Annotated in this window: 15 protein-coding genes; 6 read left to right on the plus strand and 9 right to left on the minus strand. The window is 40.2% G+C overall.

Translation table 11 applies throughout. From position 1 onward, the window contains the following. Positions 1-89 precede the first annotated feature (89 nt). On the minus strand, positions 90-386 hold the full coding sequence (gene trxA / locus JMN32_RS02760; RefSeq protein WP_202854751.1) for a thioredoxin: 297 nt from the start codon (positions 384-386) through the stop codon (positions 90-92). Positions 387-468: 82 nt separating this feature from the next. Next, positions 469-2,931: a ligase-associated DNA damage response DEXH box helicase gene (locus tag JMN32_RS02765; RefSeq protein WP_202854752.1), complete on the minus strand. Its 2,463-nt coding sequence runs from the start codon at positions 2,929-2,931 to the stop codon at positions 469-471. Positions 2,932-3,030: 99 nt separating this feature from the next. Between JMN32_RS02765 and JMN32_RS02770 the strand changes: the two genes are divergently transcribed. From JMN32_RS02770 to JMN32_RS02785, 4 genes are all read left to right on the plus strand, one after another. Continuing rightward, positions 3,031-3,519, plus strand: coding sequence for a MarR family winged helix-turn-helix transcriptional regulator (locus tag JMN32_RS02770; RefSeq protein WP_202854753.1), 489 nt, complete (start codon positions 3,031-3,033; stop codon positions 3,517-3,519). Further along, positions 3,506-4,978 (plus strand): pyridoxal phosphate-dependent decarboxylase family protein, encoded by a 1,473-nt coding sequence (locus JMN32_RS02775; protein ID WP_202854754.1) that lies wholly within the window; start codon positions 3,506-3,508, stop codon positions 4,976-4,978. Before JMN32_RS02770 ends, JMN32_RS02775 begins: the two co-directional genes overlap by 14 nt. Before the next feature lie 4 nt (positions 4,979-4,982). Then, a complete protein-coding gene (locus tag JMN32_RS02780; protein ID WP_202854755.1) occupies positions 4,983-5,477 on the plus strand; it encodes a GNAT family N-acetyltransferase in 495 nt (164 codons plus the stop codon). Between the two features lie 234 nt (positions 5,478-5,711). Further along, positions 5,712-7,661: an outer membrane protein assembly factor BamB family protein gene (locus JMN32_RS02785; RefSeq protein WP_202854756.1), complete on the plus strand. Its 1,950-nt coding sequence runs from the start codon at positions 5,712-5,714 to the stop codon at positions 7,659-7,661. Positions 7,662-7,689: 28 nt separating this feature from the next. On the opposite strand, the gene JMN32_RS02790 is transcribed toward JMN32_RS02785, so the two are convergent. From JMN32_RS02790 to JMN32_RS02815, 6 genes are all read right to left on the minus strand, one after another. Beyond that, a complete protein-coding gene (locus JMN32_RS02790) occupies positions 7,690-8,445 on the minus strand; it encodes a DUF3667 domain-containing protein (RefSeq protein ID WP_202854757.1) in 756 nt (251 codons plus the stop codon). Positions 8,446-8,728: 283 nt separating this feature from the next. Further along, positions 8,729-9,724: a potassium channel beta subunit family protein gene (locus JMN32_RS02795; protein ID WP_202854758.1), complete on the minus strand. Its 996-nt coding sequence runs from the start codon at positions 9,722-9,724 to the stop codon at positions 8,729-8,731. 498 nt (positions 9,725-10,222) lie between these two features. Next, complete coding sequence (locus tag JMN32_RS02800; RefSeq protein ID WP_202854759.1) at positions 10,223-10,381, minus strand: hypothetical protein; 159 nt, start codon at positions 10,379-10,381, stop codon at positions 10,223-10,225. A 41-nt stretch (positions 10,382-10,422) separates the two neighbouring features. Beyond that, positions 10,423-11,655: an N-acetylmuramoyl-L-alanine amidase gene (locus JMN32_RS02805; RefSeq protein ID WP_202854760.1), complete on the minus strand. Its 1,233-nt coding sequence runs from the start codon at positions 11,653-11,655 to the stop codon at positions 10,423-10,425. 29 nt (positions 11,656-11,684) lie between these two features. Then, positions 11,685-12,203 (minus strand): phosphoglycerate mutase family protein, encoded by a 519-nt coding sequence (locus JMN32_RS02810; RefSeq protein WP_202854761.1) that lies wholly within the window; start codon positions 12,201-12,203, stop codon positions 11,685-11,687. Further along, entirely contained in the window at positions 12,200-12,703 is a 504-nt protein-coding gene (locus JMN32_RS02815) for a nuclear transport factor 2 family protein (protein WP_202854762.1), read from the minus strand. The genes JMN32_RS02810 and JMN32_RS02815 overlap by 4 nt, the downstream gene beginning before the upstream one ends. A gap of 151 nt (positions 12,704-12,854) precedes the next feature. Here JMN32_RS02815 and JMN32_RS02820 point away from each other — a divergent pair, with 151 nt between their 5' ends. Beyond that, positions 12,855-14,006 carry a tetratricopeptide repeat protein gene (locus JMN32_RS02820; RefSeq protein WP_202854763.1) on the plus strand — a complete coding sequence of 384 codons (1,152 nt, stop codon included), beginning with the start codon at positions 12,855-12,857 and terminating at the stop codon, positions 14,004-14,006. Between the two features lie 3 nt (positions 14,007-14,009). Then, complete coding sequence (locus JMN32_RS02825; protein WP_202854764.1) at positions 14,010-14,549, plus strand: HD domain-containing protein; 540 nt, start codon at positions 14,010-14,012, stop codon at positions 14,547-14,549. Between the two features lie 62 nt (positions 14,550-14,611). On the opposite strand, the gene JMN32_RS02830 is transcribed toward JMN32_RS02825, so the two are convergent. Next, positions 14,612-15,058: a PaaI family thioesterase gene (locus tag JMN32_RS02830; protein WP_202854765.1), complete on the minus strand. Its 447-nt coding sequence runs from the start codon at positions 15,056-15,058 to the stop codon at positions 14,612-14,614. Positions 15,059-15,083 lie beyond the last annotated feature (25 nt).

Here is a 15,083-nt window from a genome sequence, read left to right on the forward strand (position 1 = left end):
CAAAACAAGGGTAATCAGCGCTACACCAGTTTTACTTCATTATAGTTAACTGCGCAAGTTAAATAAGTTTGACATTTATCAAAAATTTCCTAAGCATTCTGATCAATCACAGCTCTCAACTGATTAACCGGTACTACTCCCGATTGTCTCCACTTAATTTGTCCGTTTTTGAAAAGTATTAAAGTAGGCACTCCCCGTACACCATAAGTGGCTGCTGCTTGTTGATTTTTATCAACATCAACTTTTATAATTCTCGCTTTATCACCAATTTCTGATTTTAGCTCATCAAGCATAGGTGCCATCATTTTACATGGACCACACCAGGTAGCATGAAAATCAACCAAAACAGGTTGGTCCCCTTTAATTAATTCCTGAAATTTTGACATAATTTTTAATTTAAAATTCAATCTGTTAACCATCAAAATCCATTCCCTTCAAACAAACCTGCAAAAATGGCAGGGATTTGTTCTAGTCAAACTGTAGCTGCATGCGTTTCACACGATCTTCCAACTTTTCGGAACTCAACTTTTCTCTGAGCCTGTCAACCATGATAGGAAAAGCAAATGGCGTGGGCTTATCTGGTTCTGTGACAATGAACTTTTGTTTGTTGATCCGCAATAGAGCATTTCGCATTCGCGCCTCCTCTAACTGAAATTCCATCACTTCTTCATAGGCCTGCAGTAAAAGTAAGTTGTGTGACTCATAATCATTAAAAACGTCAAAAAATAACTGCGATGAAGATTGCAAGTGCCGATCTTTTACCTGATGACCCGGGTACCCTTTAAATACCAGACCAGAAATCGCTGCTATATCCCGGAACCGCCTGCGGGCCATCTCTACACTATTAATACTGGCCTGAATATCCTGCCATAGATTATCAGCAGATAACACATCTGTTTCTAAAGCCTCATAAAGTGGAATCTCCTGATCTGAAAGTAACTCAAAGCCATAGTCATTCATCGCAATACTAAAGGTTATAGGAGTTATTTTTGATATGCGATGGGCCAGCAATGCTGCCATGCCCTCATGTACAGCCCTTCCTTCAAATGGGTACATTAGCACATGATAGCCTTCAGTACTTTTGAAGTATTCTATCAGAAATTCGTTTTTCGTAGGCAAATGAGACCGCTCCTTTTGCAAGTCCATCAGGGGCTTCAAAAACCGCAGTTCAATGTCGTGATCAAAATTTTTGAGTGTTATTTCATGTAACTTTTTTCGAAGGACTACCGACATCTGGGATGATAACGGCATTCGCCCTCCTTGCCAGGAAGGTACTGCTTTTGCTTTTTTTTTAGTATTTCTAACCTGCACTACCATATCCTTGATACGCACCAATTCCAGATTACGACCAGCAAACCAAAAAACATCACCAGGGTTAAGCCTGGCGATGAACCATTCTTCTATTGTCCCTATGTATTTTCCGCTAACGTATTTCACCTGGAGGGAAGAGTCACTTACTATGGTACCGATAGATAATCGGTGTCTCATGGCTATTCGCCTGTTGGTAACCTTATAAAACCCCTCCTCGATCTCTACCTTCCGGTATTCATCATACGCTGTCAATGCTGCTCCTCCAGTTGAAATAAAGTTAAGAAGCCAACTCCACTCATCCTGAGTAATGCTACTATAGCAGAAGGTACCCTTCACCTCTGAAAAAATTTCATCTGGCTTAAACCCATCAGAAACTGCCAATGTCACCAGGTACTGAATCAAAACATCAAAAGAGCGAAGGTATGGCACCCTGTCTTCAACGATGCCATTGGCAATGGCATCACGCAATGCTGCAGCTTCTATCAATTCAAGGGAATGTGTTGGAACAAAATATATCTTACTTAAAGCTCCTGGCTGATGGCCACTGCGTCCTGCTCGCTGCATAAACCGGGCAACACCCTTAGGACTACCTATTTGTATTATAGTTTCAACCGGCCTGAAGTCAACACCAAGATCCAGGCTGGATGTACATACCACCGCCCTAAGCTGCTCATTATGCAGAGCATCTTCAACCCAGTCTCTGAGTTCTCTGCTAATTGAACCATGATGCATGGCCATGATGCCTGCCAGGTCAGGTGATCTATCCAGCAGTTTTTGATACCATATTTCGGCAAATGAACGCGTATTAGTAAAAATGAGCGTGCTTTTGCTTTTTTGAATAATCGGAATCACTTTATCAATGAGATTTGTGCCCAAGTGTCCGGCCCAGGGCAGTTTTTCTACCGTATCAGGTAATACAGATTCTACCTCAATGAATTTCCTGATATCAGATTTGATAACCTTATATTTTTTCTTTTTTAAAGAGGATCCTAAAAGTGCCTGCAAGGCCTCATCCATATTGCCAATGGTTGCCGATATACCCCATACTTTTAGCTTAGGGCAAATCGTCTTGAGTCTGGATAAAGCCAACTCCATCTGCACCCCCCTTTTGGAACCCATCAGTTCATGCCACTCATCACAGACTACGGTTCGAAGATTTTTAAAAAACTTTTCATAGCCCTTCTGCGCCAGCATAAGCTGTAGGCTTTCCGGAGTGGTTATCATAAACTCCGGCGGATTCTTTTTCATTTTCTCCCGCTCGGCTGAAGAAGTATCTCCCGTACGCAACTTTACATGCCAGTCAATATCAAGTCCATCAACTGCTCTTTGGGTGGAGTTCCCAATCTCCTTAGCCAACGCTTTTATTGGAGTTATCCAGATAGCTCTTAGTCCTAAATCTCTTTTCCTGGGTGATGTCACCTCACTCTGCCGCTCTCGGAGGTACTCAAGCAAAATAGGTATGACCAGAGAATACGTCTTACCACTACCTGTTGGAGCATTGACAAGACCGTGATACCCTCGAAGATAGGCTTCCCACGCTTCCTCCTGAAAAGCAAAGGACTTCCATCCTTTTTGTTTAAACCAATTATGGGCAAGCGTCAGGTTCCCTGGGTCCGTCATACCCTCTAAAATACATCACATCAGGAAAAAATTAAATATTTAATTTATGTAGTTAACTACATTTGTTTTTTTATACATTTACGTAGTTAACTACATATTATGCACGAAGATTTCATTAAAGAGCTGGGCTACCTTTCTCTGGCATCACGACTAAAGCGTATTAGCGACAGTATGATCCACAGTGGGCGACAGATGTACAAGAACCTCAATGTAGACATTGAACCAAATTGGTATTTGATTTTTAAGTTACTTGAAAAACATGGCAACCTATCTGTAACTGACATTGCTGAAAAGCTTCAGTTTTCTCACCCATCGGTTATTACTATCATCAACAAAATGACTCTGGCTGGTTATTTACAATCTGAACCTTGCCCTACCGATGGTCGCCGCCAGTGGATAACTTTGACACAGAAAGCAAAGAAAATGCTCCCTGAATATCAAAAATTATGGGTCGCAGGTACTAAAGGAATTGAGAATATGCTAAAGGATACCAACTTTTTGACTCTTTTAGATCATCTGGAGCAAGAGCTATCCCAACAAAGTTTTATGGAAAGGACATTAAATGAATTTAACAATGGAACAAAATAATTCTCTTGATTACACTCTTGAAAAATTCTCGGAGTTACTGTTAAAAACCAGTGATATCATTATTGATCGCTACCAAAACCTGGATACGGCAAAAGCCTACTCCGGGCTTACTCCTCAGAAGGTAGAATTGTGGTTCAACGAACCTGTTCCTGAAAATGGGTTGGATGCTAATCTTCTACTCGATCAAGTTAAAGAAAAAGTGATCGACACTGCTACTTTAAATATTGGCACCAATATGTATGCTTATGTGATGACCGGTGGCACCCAGGTTTCAGTTCTTTCTGAAATGTTAGTAGCTGCGATCAATCAGAATGTAGGAAAATGGCACCTTGCCCCTGTTATGAGTGAATTAGAAAAAAGAGTAGTTCAATGGGGAAGTCAATTCATTGGGTATGATTCCTCGGCTGGAGGTGTACTGGTCAGTGGGGGTTCGGCGGCCAATTTAACAGGTCTTACAGTGGCAAGAAATGTGATGTTTGAAAAATATGACATCAGGAAACAGGGACTATTCGGATTAAAACCGTTCACAGTCTATGCATCGGATGAAACACATGGTTGTATTGATAAAAGCATTGAGCTTTTGGGTATAGGTACTGATAATTATAAAAAAGTAAACTCTCTGGATGACTTCACCATAGACTTACATGCTCTTGAAAATCAGATCAAGCAAGATATCCAGGATGGTAAAAGGCCCTTTTGCATTATAGGCAATGCCGGAACGGTCAATACAGGAGCGATTGACCCTCTGGATAAGTTAGCAGCACTAGCTCATAAATACGATATGTGGTTTCATATAGATGGGGCTTATGGAGGGCTGGCTGCCTCTCTGAAATCTTTACATGACAGGTTTAAAGGACTTGACTTGGCTGACTCTGTTGCTATTGACTTCCACAAATGGCTATATCAACCTTTTGAAGCCGGGTGCACGCTTGTAAAAAATTGGTCTGATCTTAACAGAACTTTCTATAAAAGGGCGGCTTACCTTGACTCTGACTCAAAAACTGATAATAGATTTGATTTCAACGAACATCATTTTCAGCTTTCCAGAAGCGCCAAGGCCCTGAAAATATGGATGAGTTTTAAGGCCTACGGCGCCTCTGCTATTAGGTCGTGCATCCACAAAGACATTCGACTAACTAAATACCTTGCTGAGACTATTGAAAAGTCAATTGATTTTGAGCTTTGCAATCATCCTGATCTTTCCGTGGTCTGTTTTCGATATATTGCAAATGACAGAAGCTTAAGCCAATCCCTGATAGACGAACTCAATAAAAAGATCATACCCGAACTGGAAGCAGATGGCAGGGTGTTTATTACAGGTACTACACTTAATAACCGTCCAGTGGTACGAGCCTGTCTCATTAACCATAGGTTGCAAAAAGAGAATGTAGATTTTTTATTGAAAGTGATCAGAGAAATAGTAGTAAAAATTAAAAATCAATTGAAGGTAATAGATTAGATCAATGACCGACGAATTAATTATCAGAGCTGCAAAATCTCGTGATGTAGACCAAATTTGGGATATCATACATAAGGTTATAAAATCAGGAGATTCTTATGCTTTTGCCCCAGATTCTTCAAAGGAAAAAATGCTGGCGTACTGGATGGCTGAAAAGATGTACACCTATGTAGCAGAGTATCAAAAAAGTATAGTAGGCACGTTTTTTATTACTGATAATCAGCCCGGGCTGGGATCTCATGTGGCTAATGCCGGTTATATGGTACATCCAAACCTCAGAGGGCTTGGGCTTGGCAAAAAACTGGGGCAATTCAGCATTAAAGAAGCTAAAAGGCTCGGTTACCATGCGCTGCAATTTAACTTTGTTGTAAAATCAAATATCACTGCAATATCATTATGGAAGAGTCTTGATTTTCAAATTGTTGGTGAAATTCCTAACGCCTATCAGCATCAACAATCGGGACTAACGAATGTATACGTTTTATACAGAGAGCTATAATATTCTATCACTTTTTTCATAATCACATAATAGATTATTAGTCAGCAATTTCAGACAATTATATCTTTATATATCCCTTACCAGGGCTTCCTATCAGCTAAAGCAATGGTATGATTTCTTATATATAATCACTAACTTAAAAAGAGCCGGAATTGCGGACCTCGTTTCAACTTGGTATGGATATTGGACATTCGGCAATAGTAATAATTATTTTTTTTACCAATCTCTATCAATATGAATATAAAAATTACCATGACCTCTATGTTGATCATATTTAGTTCGGTCTGCATATCACAAGTCAAAGAAAAATGGAACACCTCTCTTCAGGGGAGTGCTAACTGGCAGCAAGTAACTCCAGCAGGTCACCTTCTTATAGGAACCTCCTCCGCCCTTACTGCAGTAGCTCCTGAAACGGGCAAAATACAATGGGAGCTTACACGGTTTGGAGGCATAACTCAAGATGGTGTACAACAGGTGGGCTCCTCTCCCTTGGTATCCGTCAATAATAATGGAGATATCTTTATGATTGACCCGTTTTCGGGCGAAATTAAATTTGACTCACAAAAAGCAGGAATAGTTGAAATTCTGGATGATTACGTACTCTACAAAACCAATGGAATTTTAATTGCGGGAAAGGACGCCTCAAATAAACCTGCTATGGTTTTTGCCAACCTGGCGGATGGGAAAATAGCGTGGAAACTAAGTGATGACTACGGTAGGGTTGTTAGTGTTAATGAGTTGAATTCAAATGAACTTCTCATAGTAACCTTATTTAACAACTATAAAATCAACAGTAAATCAGGTGAGATAATCTGGAAAAACGATGTATCTGAAGCAAACAAGCAACTGGAAAAACTGGGCGCTTTTGGAGGACTTATGAAGCAAGTGGCCACGCAGCAGGCCGAAGGTATGGATTTCAACGTAAAGTTTTACAAACACCCTATGATGGACGTTTTTTATGTCGGATCAGAACAAAAAAAGGAGTCCTCCATTAGCAGTTCATCATCTACTCCTGTCACATATTCATCGGTATTTTATGCTTATAACATGAGTGATGGTGCTCGACTTTGGGAAAAGCCACTTGAAGTTAATGGCCGATTGAGTCAACTTTACTTTCATGGACGGGACTTGGTAATATTACCTGACGATGGTTCCAACACCAAAATCAATCTGTATAACCATAAAAATCAGGAAAGTAGCTGGGGTAAAAAGGGCAGAGGCATAAAAGTAAAAGGTGGCATTTATGATTATGTAGCAGTAGGAAATGGCCTTTTGCTCATTTCTAAAAATGGAGACAGAAATTATTTAACATTTCTGGACCTCAACCTGGGCATACTAACTTTTGAAAAACCTGTCAAAATAGACGGGGAAGTGGTACGCACAGAAAAAATTGGTAATGGTGTGTTCTTTGTAACCACGGAAGAAGCCAATGTACTGAATACATCATCAGGCGAGCTATTGTTAGATAGTTCTATTCCTACTTCTCCATCTCTGGTTGGCAGCATAGAAGATAAGTTCTTCATTTTTGACACAAAGAATGATAAACTGAAAGTGCTGAACAAAGCCAACAGCTCAGTTAGTGATTTATCTGGTGTTGAGCTCAAATTTGAAGGCAAAGAATCCCCAACTGGTTTGGAGGTTAGGGACAATGGAATTTTCATACACTCAGATCAGAATGTTGCTTTATTTGATCTTTCCGGTAGTTTAACCTATCAAAATTACTACGAAGCCCCAAGGGAACCTGGTTTAAAAAGAGCGTTGCTCTATGCTCAGGCGGTGCGGGCTGCTTATATAGGTGCAAGCGCCTACGCTGCTTCCGGAGCATATCAATCTGCAGCTCCCCAAGTAAAACAGGAAGATGCACTAGCAGGAGCCATGGTGGAAGGCATTGGTCAAGCCTATGGTGAGCTGGGTGATGCGGCCTCGGATTTTGCCAAAAAGTCTTTCAAGCAGGCTAGTGCCCGTTTCAAAGCGTCGACTCAGGCCCGTGATTTTATGGTGATACTATCTAAACAAGAAGGAAATAAAAATGCACTGCTAAAGGTGAACAAAAACACGGGAAAAGCTGATGCATATATAGACCTAGGAAAAGAAAAAAAACCGAACTATGCTGTTGATGATGTCACCGGCCAGGTGTTTTATCAAACAGGATCCAGCACTATAGCTGGTTACCAATTAGACTAAAATCATTTAAGTAGCCATTTTTCCCGAGTTACTGGAAAATGGCTACATTCCCCTTCAGCTTATTCCACATGAACAGATAGAACCCATAGTTCAGTACAAACTGCAACAAATAGGCACATATCAATGCAAAAAAAGCCTTAGCTACCTGCACAAATTTTACGATTTTAAAAAAAGTAAAGTACACCCACAAGTTATAGATCAGCGTAATAGCACTATAAATAGCAATAACCTCCTCTTTCCAAGTGGGGATAAGCGCAATTACAGGAAATATTAAAAGCAACATTATCAATTGCTGCGCTGTAATGTAGATGTTTAAAATCAGATTTTCAGTATAATTATACTTACTCTCAAAAAAGAAAAGCCAAGAAAACAGTGCGAACACCGGAATGGCAATAACATTAATAACTGTGGCATACTCCTCAGCAAAAGACAGAAATGCACCTAAATGATCAACTGGTAGCACATGTAACACCGGCCCTGGCTTCTCACTTAAAAAAAGGTCAAACCGCATAGACACCAAGGCAGCCAGTGCTCCTATTAGCAAAAGATATTTAATAGGCACATACAAACTCACTCGCTTGCCCTCCAGATATTCTCTAATAGCTACACCAGGCCTCAAAAACAAAAGTTTGATGGTATAAAAAAGGCCATTTTCGATATCCAGAGATGAAAAGAAATTTTCTTTCACAAAATAAAAGAAACTGAACCTTCTTACTTTTGCACTTTGCCCGCAGTTATTACAAAAATTTCCCTCGAAACGATTACTACAGTTCTTACAGATCATAATCAGCAATATTACAAAAGAAGCATTTTGTATAAGAAGAGTCTGGGTAGTATAAAGAATGTTGTATAAATGCTAAAGTCGTTCGGCATTAATCAACAATTTAAAGGCTCGTTTTTCAGCGCATATAAAGAGCCGTCTCAAAAGTCATTTCTGTCATCACTCTGCCTTGGTGACTATCTGAATCAGAACCTCCTCATTTGCTTCTACCTATTTCTAGGCTCCAAATCAAGCCTGGAATAATGTGAGACTTTTGAGACCTCTCTCAATGCTATTGGTATTTTATTTAAAAAACCGGATGTTCCGGTTTATTCCCAAGTATGCCCTCTATTTTCTCCATAACCTCAGGCGTAAGGTTTTCCTTAGCTTCTATTGCTTTCAGGTTTTCCTGCAACTGCTCTTTCTTTGATGCTCCAAGAATAACTGTACTTACATTATCATTTTTCAAGCACCAAGCCAAAGCAAGCAAAGGCATGCTCATTCCCATATCGTTGGATAATGCTGTAAGCTGCTTAACCTTAGCAAGGTTCTCTTCAGCCAATGACCGGTCTTTCAACCATTCCAGCCCTTCGATTCCCAACCTGGTGCCTTCGGGAAACCCATCATTATACTTACCCGTAAGCACCCCACTAGCGAGCGGCGACCAAATAGTAGTCCCCAGACCTACAGTTTTATAGATTTGCGAGTACTCAACTTCTACTTTTTCGCGAACAAACATGTTGTATTGCGGTTGTTCCATAGTCGGCCCGATAAGATTGTATTGCCTGGCAACCATATGCGCTTCCATAATCTCTTGAGCACTCCACTCTGAGGTTCCCCAATACAACACCTTTCCCTGCTGAATTAGGTTATGCATCGCCCACACAGTCTCCTCTATGGGGGTTTGTTTATCTGGACGATGGCAAAAGTAAAGGTCAAGGTAGTCTACCTGAAGCCTACTCAAGGCCTGATGACAAGCCTCCACCACATGTTTTCTGTTCAACCCAACCTGCGTAGGCTTCAAATTTTTCATACCTCCGTCTGCACCGAAAAACACCTTGCTAGACACAATATAACTATCCCTTCTCCAGCCCTTCTTTTTGAGCACCTCCCCCATCACTTCCTCCGACTTGCCTCCTGCATAGGCCTCAGCGTTATCAAAAAAATTAATCCCATGATCATAAGCCAATGTCATCAAGTCATCAGCAGTATTGTCTCCTATTTGCTTACCGAATGTCAGCCACGATCCAAGGGATAATCTACTTACTTGTAGCCCTGATTTTCCGAGTCTTTTATATTCCATTTTTTCTGGTTTGGTTACTTATTTTTATTTGTTTTAGTTGATATTTACTGGTTCAATGGTAGTTGAACGCTAGTCTGAGGCTTTGGTTTCCACATTGTAAAACATTTGAATAAAAACATTCATTTCTCTGGAAATTGCCCATAAACATCAAGTAGTTGCTGAAGGTCTGTCAGTGTATTTCTCCAACGTTTTATTCTGAGAAATCTTAGTGCAATTCCCGGTTTGTGCCTTGCAGACTTGCTTATACGTTCAAAAGCGATCTCAAATATCTATTCAGGTGCTACACTTCTTTACAGGCTCAAAGCTTCTGAAAGTTCATCATCTTCAACCTTAGTCTCCTGAAATTACCCAAACCTCCCCTTTATGCTCTACTTTTATCTGTGCTGCCCCTATAATGTGTCCGGTCGGATGAAAAGAGAAATGTACCCCATTGATAGTGGGTAACCTGACCATTTCCTCTCAAACGACACTTAATAACTGGCATGGCTGATGCTGCACTCAGGTAGTATTAGTGTCCCACCGACTATGGCCTGCATGCCCGTTATTAATTAACGCATTACGCACTGGCCTCCACGGGTCAATGTACACACCTGTTTTAGGACCATAGCTACCTTTTCCAATAACATCTCCACCATTTAAACAAACTTTGTCTTTCAAATTTTAAACTTACCATGATCATGACATTTGTTTAATTATAATTAATTGGAGACTATCAAACGTCGTTTTATCAACTCGTCTGCCGACTGATAATGTAAAATGTAGACACCAGAAATAAGGTGACCTGTAGAAAAGGTAGCTATCTCATCATGCATCTGTTGCGGCTCAATTTTAAAAAACTGGCCCCTCATATCATAAAGCTCAAAACGATGGTCATCACCACCCACCAATTCTACTTTAAAAAATGATGAGGCTGGATTTGGGTATATAGAAAACATCGCTGTTTCCTTTTCGCTACATGCCTCAATAGCGTCAGCTGTTGTATTCCTGACTTCTACCAACCTACCATAGGTAGCCTGTCCCGGACATTCCGTGCTGCATCCATCACGGTGCCCGGCAATTACTGGCAAGGCTGTATTTAAGGGATGCGAATTAGTTGCAAAAGGGTTCAATCCGCCTTTATCTGCTTTCCATGACAACAATAGTGACAAGGACTCCAGCATTTCATCTGATGGAGAAATGTTGGTGTATGTTCCCATCAAACATACTCCCATAGTTGTACTATTCCTACCACAAAAGTGAGCTCCGATGACAGCATCCTGATCCCCATTTCCAGGGTCCCTACCTTTAAAGATGGTACCATCAGGAGCTATTAAATAATTATAGCCGATATCCGACCAACCATTGCCCTGAGTGTGATAAAGGTAAATATTGCGAACCACATTGGTATAGTCGCTCACTTCATTAGAGGTAGCCGAATGGTGTATGATTATATTTTCAGTAACAGTAAATGATCGGTTGTAAGAAGGTTCCGGTAGTCCTTCCCTCCAAATACTTTGATCAACCATCGCAGGCTCACCGCATTTCGCATACTGTTCATTTAAACGAGGTACCCCCGAAACCCTCTTTGTCCTTTCTGCATCTATTACAATGATTTGAATTTCTCCTGAAATAGCTCCAGTGAAGAAGCTAAATTCGGATATCGAAGCATCAAAAATCAACAGGTTAGTTGAGTTGCTCTTTCCCTGATGATGCTCATCCTGCGATAAGGCGTACTTTTTCCCAGCAGTCTCAATGTAGGCTCCCTCAAGAATACCTTCGTACCTAATGGTTACGCTAGTGGCCTTCTCAACAGCGAAAGAATAAAGCTGCTCAGACTCAACTTTTGTACGCCAAAGGCGTGTATTAGCTCCAACCTTCCTCCCTTGATCGTACTGCGCATGTGCCATTAATGATGCAAATAATAAGATCAGTACCCAAAAATATTGCCTCATGTCTTTCCTGGTAATTGCTTTTCGTTAACCTATTCTACACTGGATAGTTCACCATATTGAAGTTGTAATACTTTGGCTTTTCCAACACCTAAGTAATAGACTATGTATAAATTATCATAGTCTGATTCGTCCAGTTGCATATATTTATCTTCACCTAACAGCATATTCAGGATAGCTGGGGTTGTATTGGAATGGCCTGAGATGAGCAGCGTCTTACCTCTGTTCTCCTCAATAGTTTGTATCATATCTTCAAGCTTGAATGGGTTGTACTCCAATACTTCCAGTCTTTTACTTTCCACTACTGGTGCAACAGTCAATCGGGTTCTCTTAAAAGGAGTTGAATATACCGCATCAACTCCAACTTCATGGAGTACTCCTGCCAGAGCTTCCGCACGCCTCTCCCCTTCCTCTGTTAAAACAGGATCACCTTCTTTATCAAATGCCTTTTCGGCATGTCTGACCAGTATAAGTGTCGTTACTTCCTCATCCTGCCCCTGTACCTGGCCAATGAATAAGATAGCAATTGCGGCAAACAAGTATTTTCTCATGGGTTCTTTTTATGTTTTTCCTTTATGTCATCAGGTACGTTACAGTTTTTCCACTCTCTGGTATCTGTCAGATGGAATATTTTCCAGCCCACTTCTGATTTAAACAAATGAAAGGAATCCACTCCGCAATGGCTGAATTTGTCACCAGCATAAAATGCATATTTCGTCCACACCTGAGCAAGATTTCCATCAATTCTTATTTCAGTATCCCAAATAAGTTCATCCCATATAACATCGTGTGGCGAGCCCACCGCATCGAGAAAGCCCTGAAGTGCTCCTTCATGAAGTACTCGTTTCCCTTCTTTATTAGTAAATGCAGTATAAAACTCTACTTTATTGTAAAATACGGCATGAACCATAGCACTATCAGCAGCCCGCATTCCGTCAAATAGCTGTTCTACTACATCCAGCACTGCTTTTTCCTCAGTATTACTGTTTTGAGCATAGATGTCATAGGAAAGCAAAAAACAAAATAATACTGGAATTATAATCTTTCTCATGGGTGTATGTTTAATTTGATTAAGGTACTTATATACCTTTAAGATAAATGGCTCCACTAAATGTTTGAAGGCCTATTATTTAAGCGGCAAAAATAGACTTCTGGTTATCAATTATAATGTTAACTTTATAATATCAAAGCATTTGTTAAACATGAGAAAGCACCTTTTGTTAAGCATAGTCTGTGCATTTACATTTCTTGTATCTAACGCTCAGGTATTGGATAGCCTTGAGGAAAAACTAGCAACTTCAAAAGGACCAGAAAAAGTAAATACCCTGAATGAGTTATACATAGTTTATAACCAACTCAATCCGGCTAAAGCACTGGAATATGCAAAAGCAGCACTTGAACTAGCTACAGAAATAAACTACCTGAAAGGGAAAGCTGCGGCTTTGAATAACATGGGTATTATATACAAAAATCAAGGTGTATATGACAAAGCGCTGGAGTATTATATAGAATCGCTTCGCATCTCCGATGAAATCCATGATAAAGAGGGCCTGGCCTCTACGATGAATAATATTGGCACAGTTTACTCCCTGAAAGGGATATATGATAAGGCACTTATTTATTTCATTGAGTCTTATGAAGCCTTCAAAGAGCTAAAAAACAACCAGAAACTGATAGGAACACTCAACAATATAGGGAATGCCTATAGCGATAACGGCCGTGAAGACAAAGCTTTGGAATATTTTGCTGAAGCTATCAATTTATCTCAACGCATGGGCCAACTCAACAGTAGTTCTGACCCATTGAACAATATCGGCAATATATACTTCTACAGAAAGGAATACGACAAAGCGCTGGAATATTACAATTTATCTCTTGAGGCCGAACAAAAAAACAATAACCTGCTAGGTCAGGCTCTGGCTTATTCCAATCTTGGTTCTGCCCATATGGAGCTTGGTCATATTGACATGGCAGAGGAGCACCAGAATAAAGCAATGGAAATTGCCATCAAAATCCATGCAAACCCCATATTGAAGCTAATCTATCAAGGATTAGCAAATATTCACTACCGCAAAGGTGATTACAAGAAAGCGTATGATTTTCGCCTGCTTTATGATGATGTCAAGGATAATATACAGAACGAAGAAAGTAGCAGAAAACTTGCTCAGTTGGAAATAACCTTTGAGCTTCAGCAGAAGGAAAAAGAGCTTGAACTACTTAAACAAGATAGAGAAATAAAAGACTTACAGGTAGAAAATAGTAGAATAGTTATACTTTTGGGGCTCATGGGTACCATTATGTTTATTGGTGCCAGTTTTGTTATCTTCAAGCTCAGAAAAATCAAGAGATTATAATTCATGTCAAGAGAAGAAGCGCGGGAAATACTCGAGAGTATGACCAAAGGTGAGAGTCTATTACGCCATGCCCGCAGCGTTGAGATTGTAATGGAAAGCTATGCCAATAAACTTGGAGAAGACCCAGTAGAATGGGCCAATACAGGACTCCTGCACGATGCAGACTACGAAGCTTACCCTAACGAGCACCCAAACAGAATAGTGAATCAACTGCGCGAGCTTAAGGAAGAAAAAATGGCTCATGCTATTTCTGCACACTATACCAAATGGAATGTTCCATATGAGAATAATCTGGATAAAGCACTGTTAGCCTGTGATGAACTTACCGGGTTTGTTATAGCCTGTTGCCATGTTCGCCCGGAAGGCATTGTTAGTCTAACCAGTAAATCTGTTATAAAAAAGCTTAAGCAAAAAGGATTTGCTGCTAAGGTGGAGCGGGATGAGGTTTATAAAGGAGCAGAACTATTTGAAGTGGATCTGAAGGAGCACATTGACTTCATCATCGATTCACTAAAAACACACAAGGAAGAGTTGGGTATTTAACTTAGAGCAGTCTCCAGGTGAAAGATCCATACATAAGACTTGGCTATTGATTAACCCAACCTTCAATTTCCATTCAAATATCCAACACGCTCATCCAGGGGGATATTGCTTTTAACAAAACTGCCACTTCCTCGCGCTATCTCTTTCCCCTTTTCATTGTAAAGTACTGCCTCTGCCACAAAGGACTTTCTTGAGTTGGACACCACCCGTCCCTGAGCCCTAATCTCTCCATAAATAACAGGCCTAAGTAGGTAAATATTAAAGGAAGTGGTAAGTACAAAAACATCATCAACCAATGAGTTCACGGCGAAAAAAGCTGCATCATCAAGCATTTTAAAATATACAGAGCCATGCACCGCATTTGCAGCATGAAAATACTTTGTGTCACTCTTTATTTTGACTTCAGCATACCCTTCAGCTATTTTTATTTCAGGCTTATAGTATTTATTGATCGGAGCTTCATGTATATACATCCTCTCCAGTTTTTTATAGTGTTCTTCGTCTGGCATTATTTATTAATATCCTTCATAACGT

The sequence above is a fragment of the Fulvivirga marina genome, from assembly GCF_016775155.1.
GTDB classification, from domain to species: domain Bacteria; phylum Bacteroidota; class Bacteroidia; order Cytophagales; family Cyclobacteriaceae; genus Fulvivirga; species Fulvivirga marina.

Excerpts from the sequence above, each read along its gene's own strand:
- JMN32_RS02815 (WP_202854762.1), bottom strand. The coding sequence starts at position 12,703 with ATGAGAAAGATTATAATTCCAGTATTATTTTGTTTTTTGCTTTCCTAT.
- JMN32_RS02770 (WP_202854753.1), top strand. The coding sequence starts at position 3,031 with ATGCACGAAGATTTCATTAAAGAGCTGGGCTACCTTTCTCTGGCATCA.
- JMN32_RS02785 (WP_202854756.1), top strand. The coding sequence starts at position 5,712 with ATGAATATAAAAATTACCATGACCTCTATGTTGATCATATTTAGTTCG.
- JMN32_RS02810 (WP_202854761.1), bottom strand. The coding sequence starts at position 12,203 with ATGAGAAAATACTTGTTTGCCGCAATTGCTATCTTATTCATTGGCCAG.
- JMN32_RS02820 (WP_202854763.1), top strand. The coding sequence starts at position 12,855 with ATGAGAAAGCACCTTTTGTTAAGCATAGTCTGTGCATTTACATTTCTT.
- JMN32_RS02775 (WP_202854754.1), top strand. The coding sequence starts at position 3,506 with ATGGAACAAAATAATTCTCTTGATTACACTCTTGAAAAATTCTCGGAG.
- JMN32_RS02825 (WP_202854764.1), top strand. The coding sequence starts at position 14,010 with ATGTCAAGAGAAGAAGCGCGGGAAATACTCGAGAGTATGACCAAAGGT.
- JMN32_RS02780 (WP_202854755.1), top strand. The coding sequence starts at position 4,983 with ATGACCGACGAATTAATTATCAGAGCTGCAAAATCTCGTGATGTAGAC.
- JMN32_RS02795 (WP_202854758.1), bottom strand. The coding sequence starts at position 9,724 with ATGGAATATAAAAGACTCGGAAAATCAGGGCTACAAGTAAGTAGATTA.
- JMN32_RS02790 (WP_202854757.1), bottom strand. The coding sequence starts at position 8,445 with ATGATCTGTAAGAACTGTAGTAATCGTTTCGAGGGAAATTTTTGTAAT.
- trxA (WP_202854751.1), bottom strand. The coding sequence starts at position 386 with ATGTCAAAATTTCAGGAATTAATTAAAGGGGACCAACCTGTTTTGGTT.
- JMN32_RS02765 (WP_202854752.1), bottom strand. The coding sequence starts at position 2,931 with ATGACGGACCCAGGGAACCTGACGCTTGCCCATAATTGGTTTAAACAA.
- JMN32_RS02805 (WP_202854760.1), bottom strand. The coding sequence starts at position 11,655 with ATGAGGCAATATTTTTGGGTACTGATCTTATTATTTGCATCATTAATG.
- JMN32_RS02830 (WP_202854765.1), bottom strand. The coding sequence starts at position 15,058 with ATGCCAGACGAAGAACACTATAAAAAACTGGAGAGGATGTATATACAT.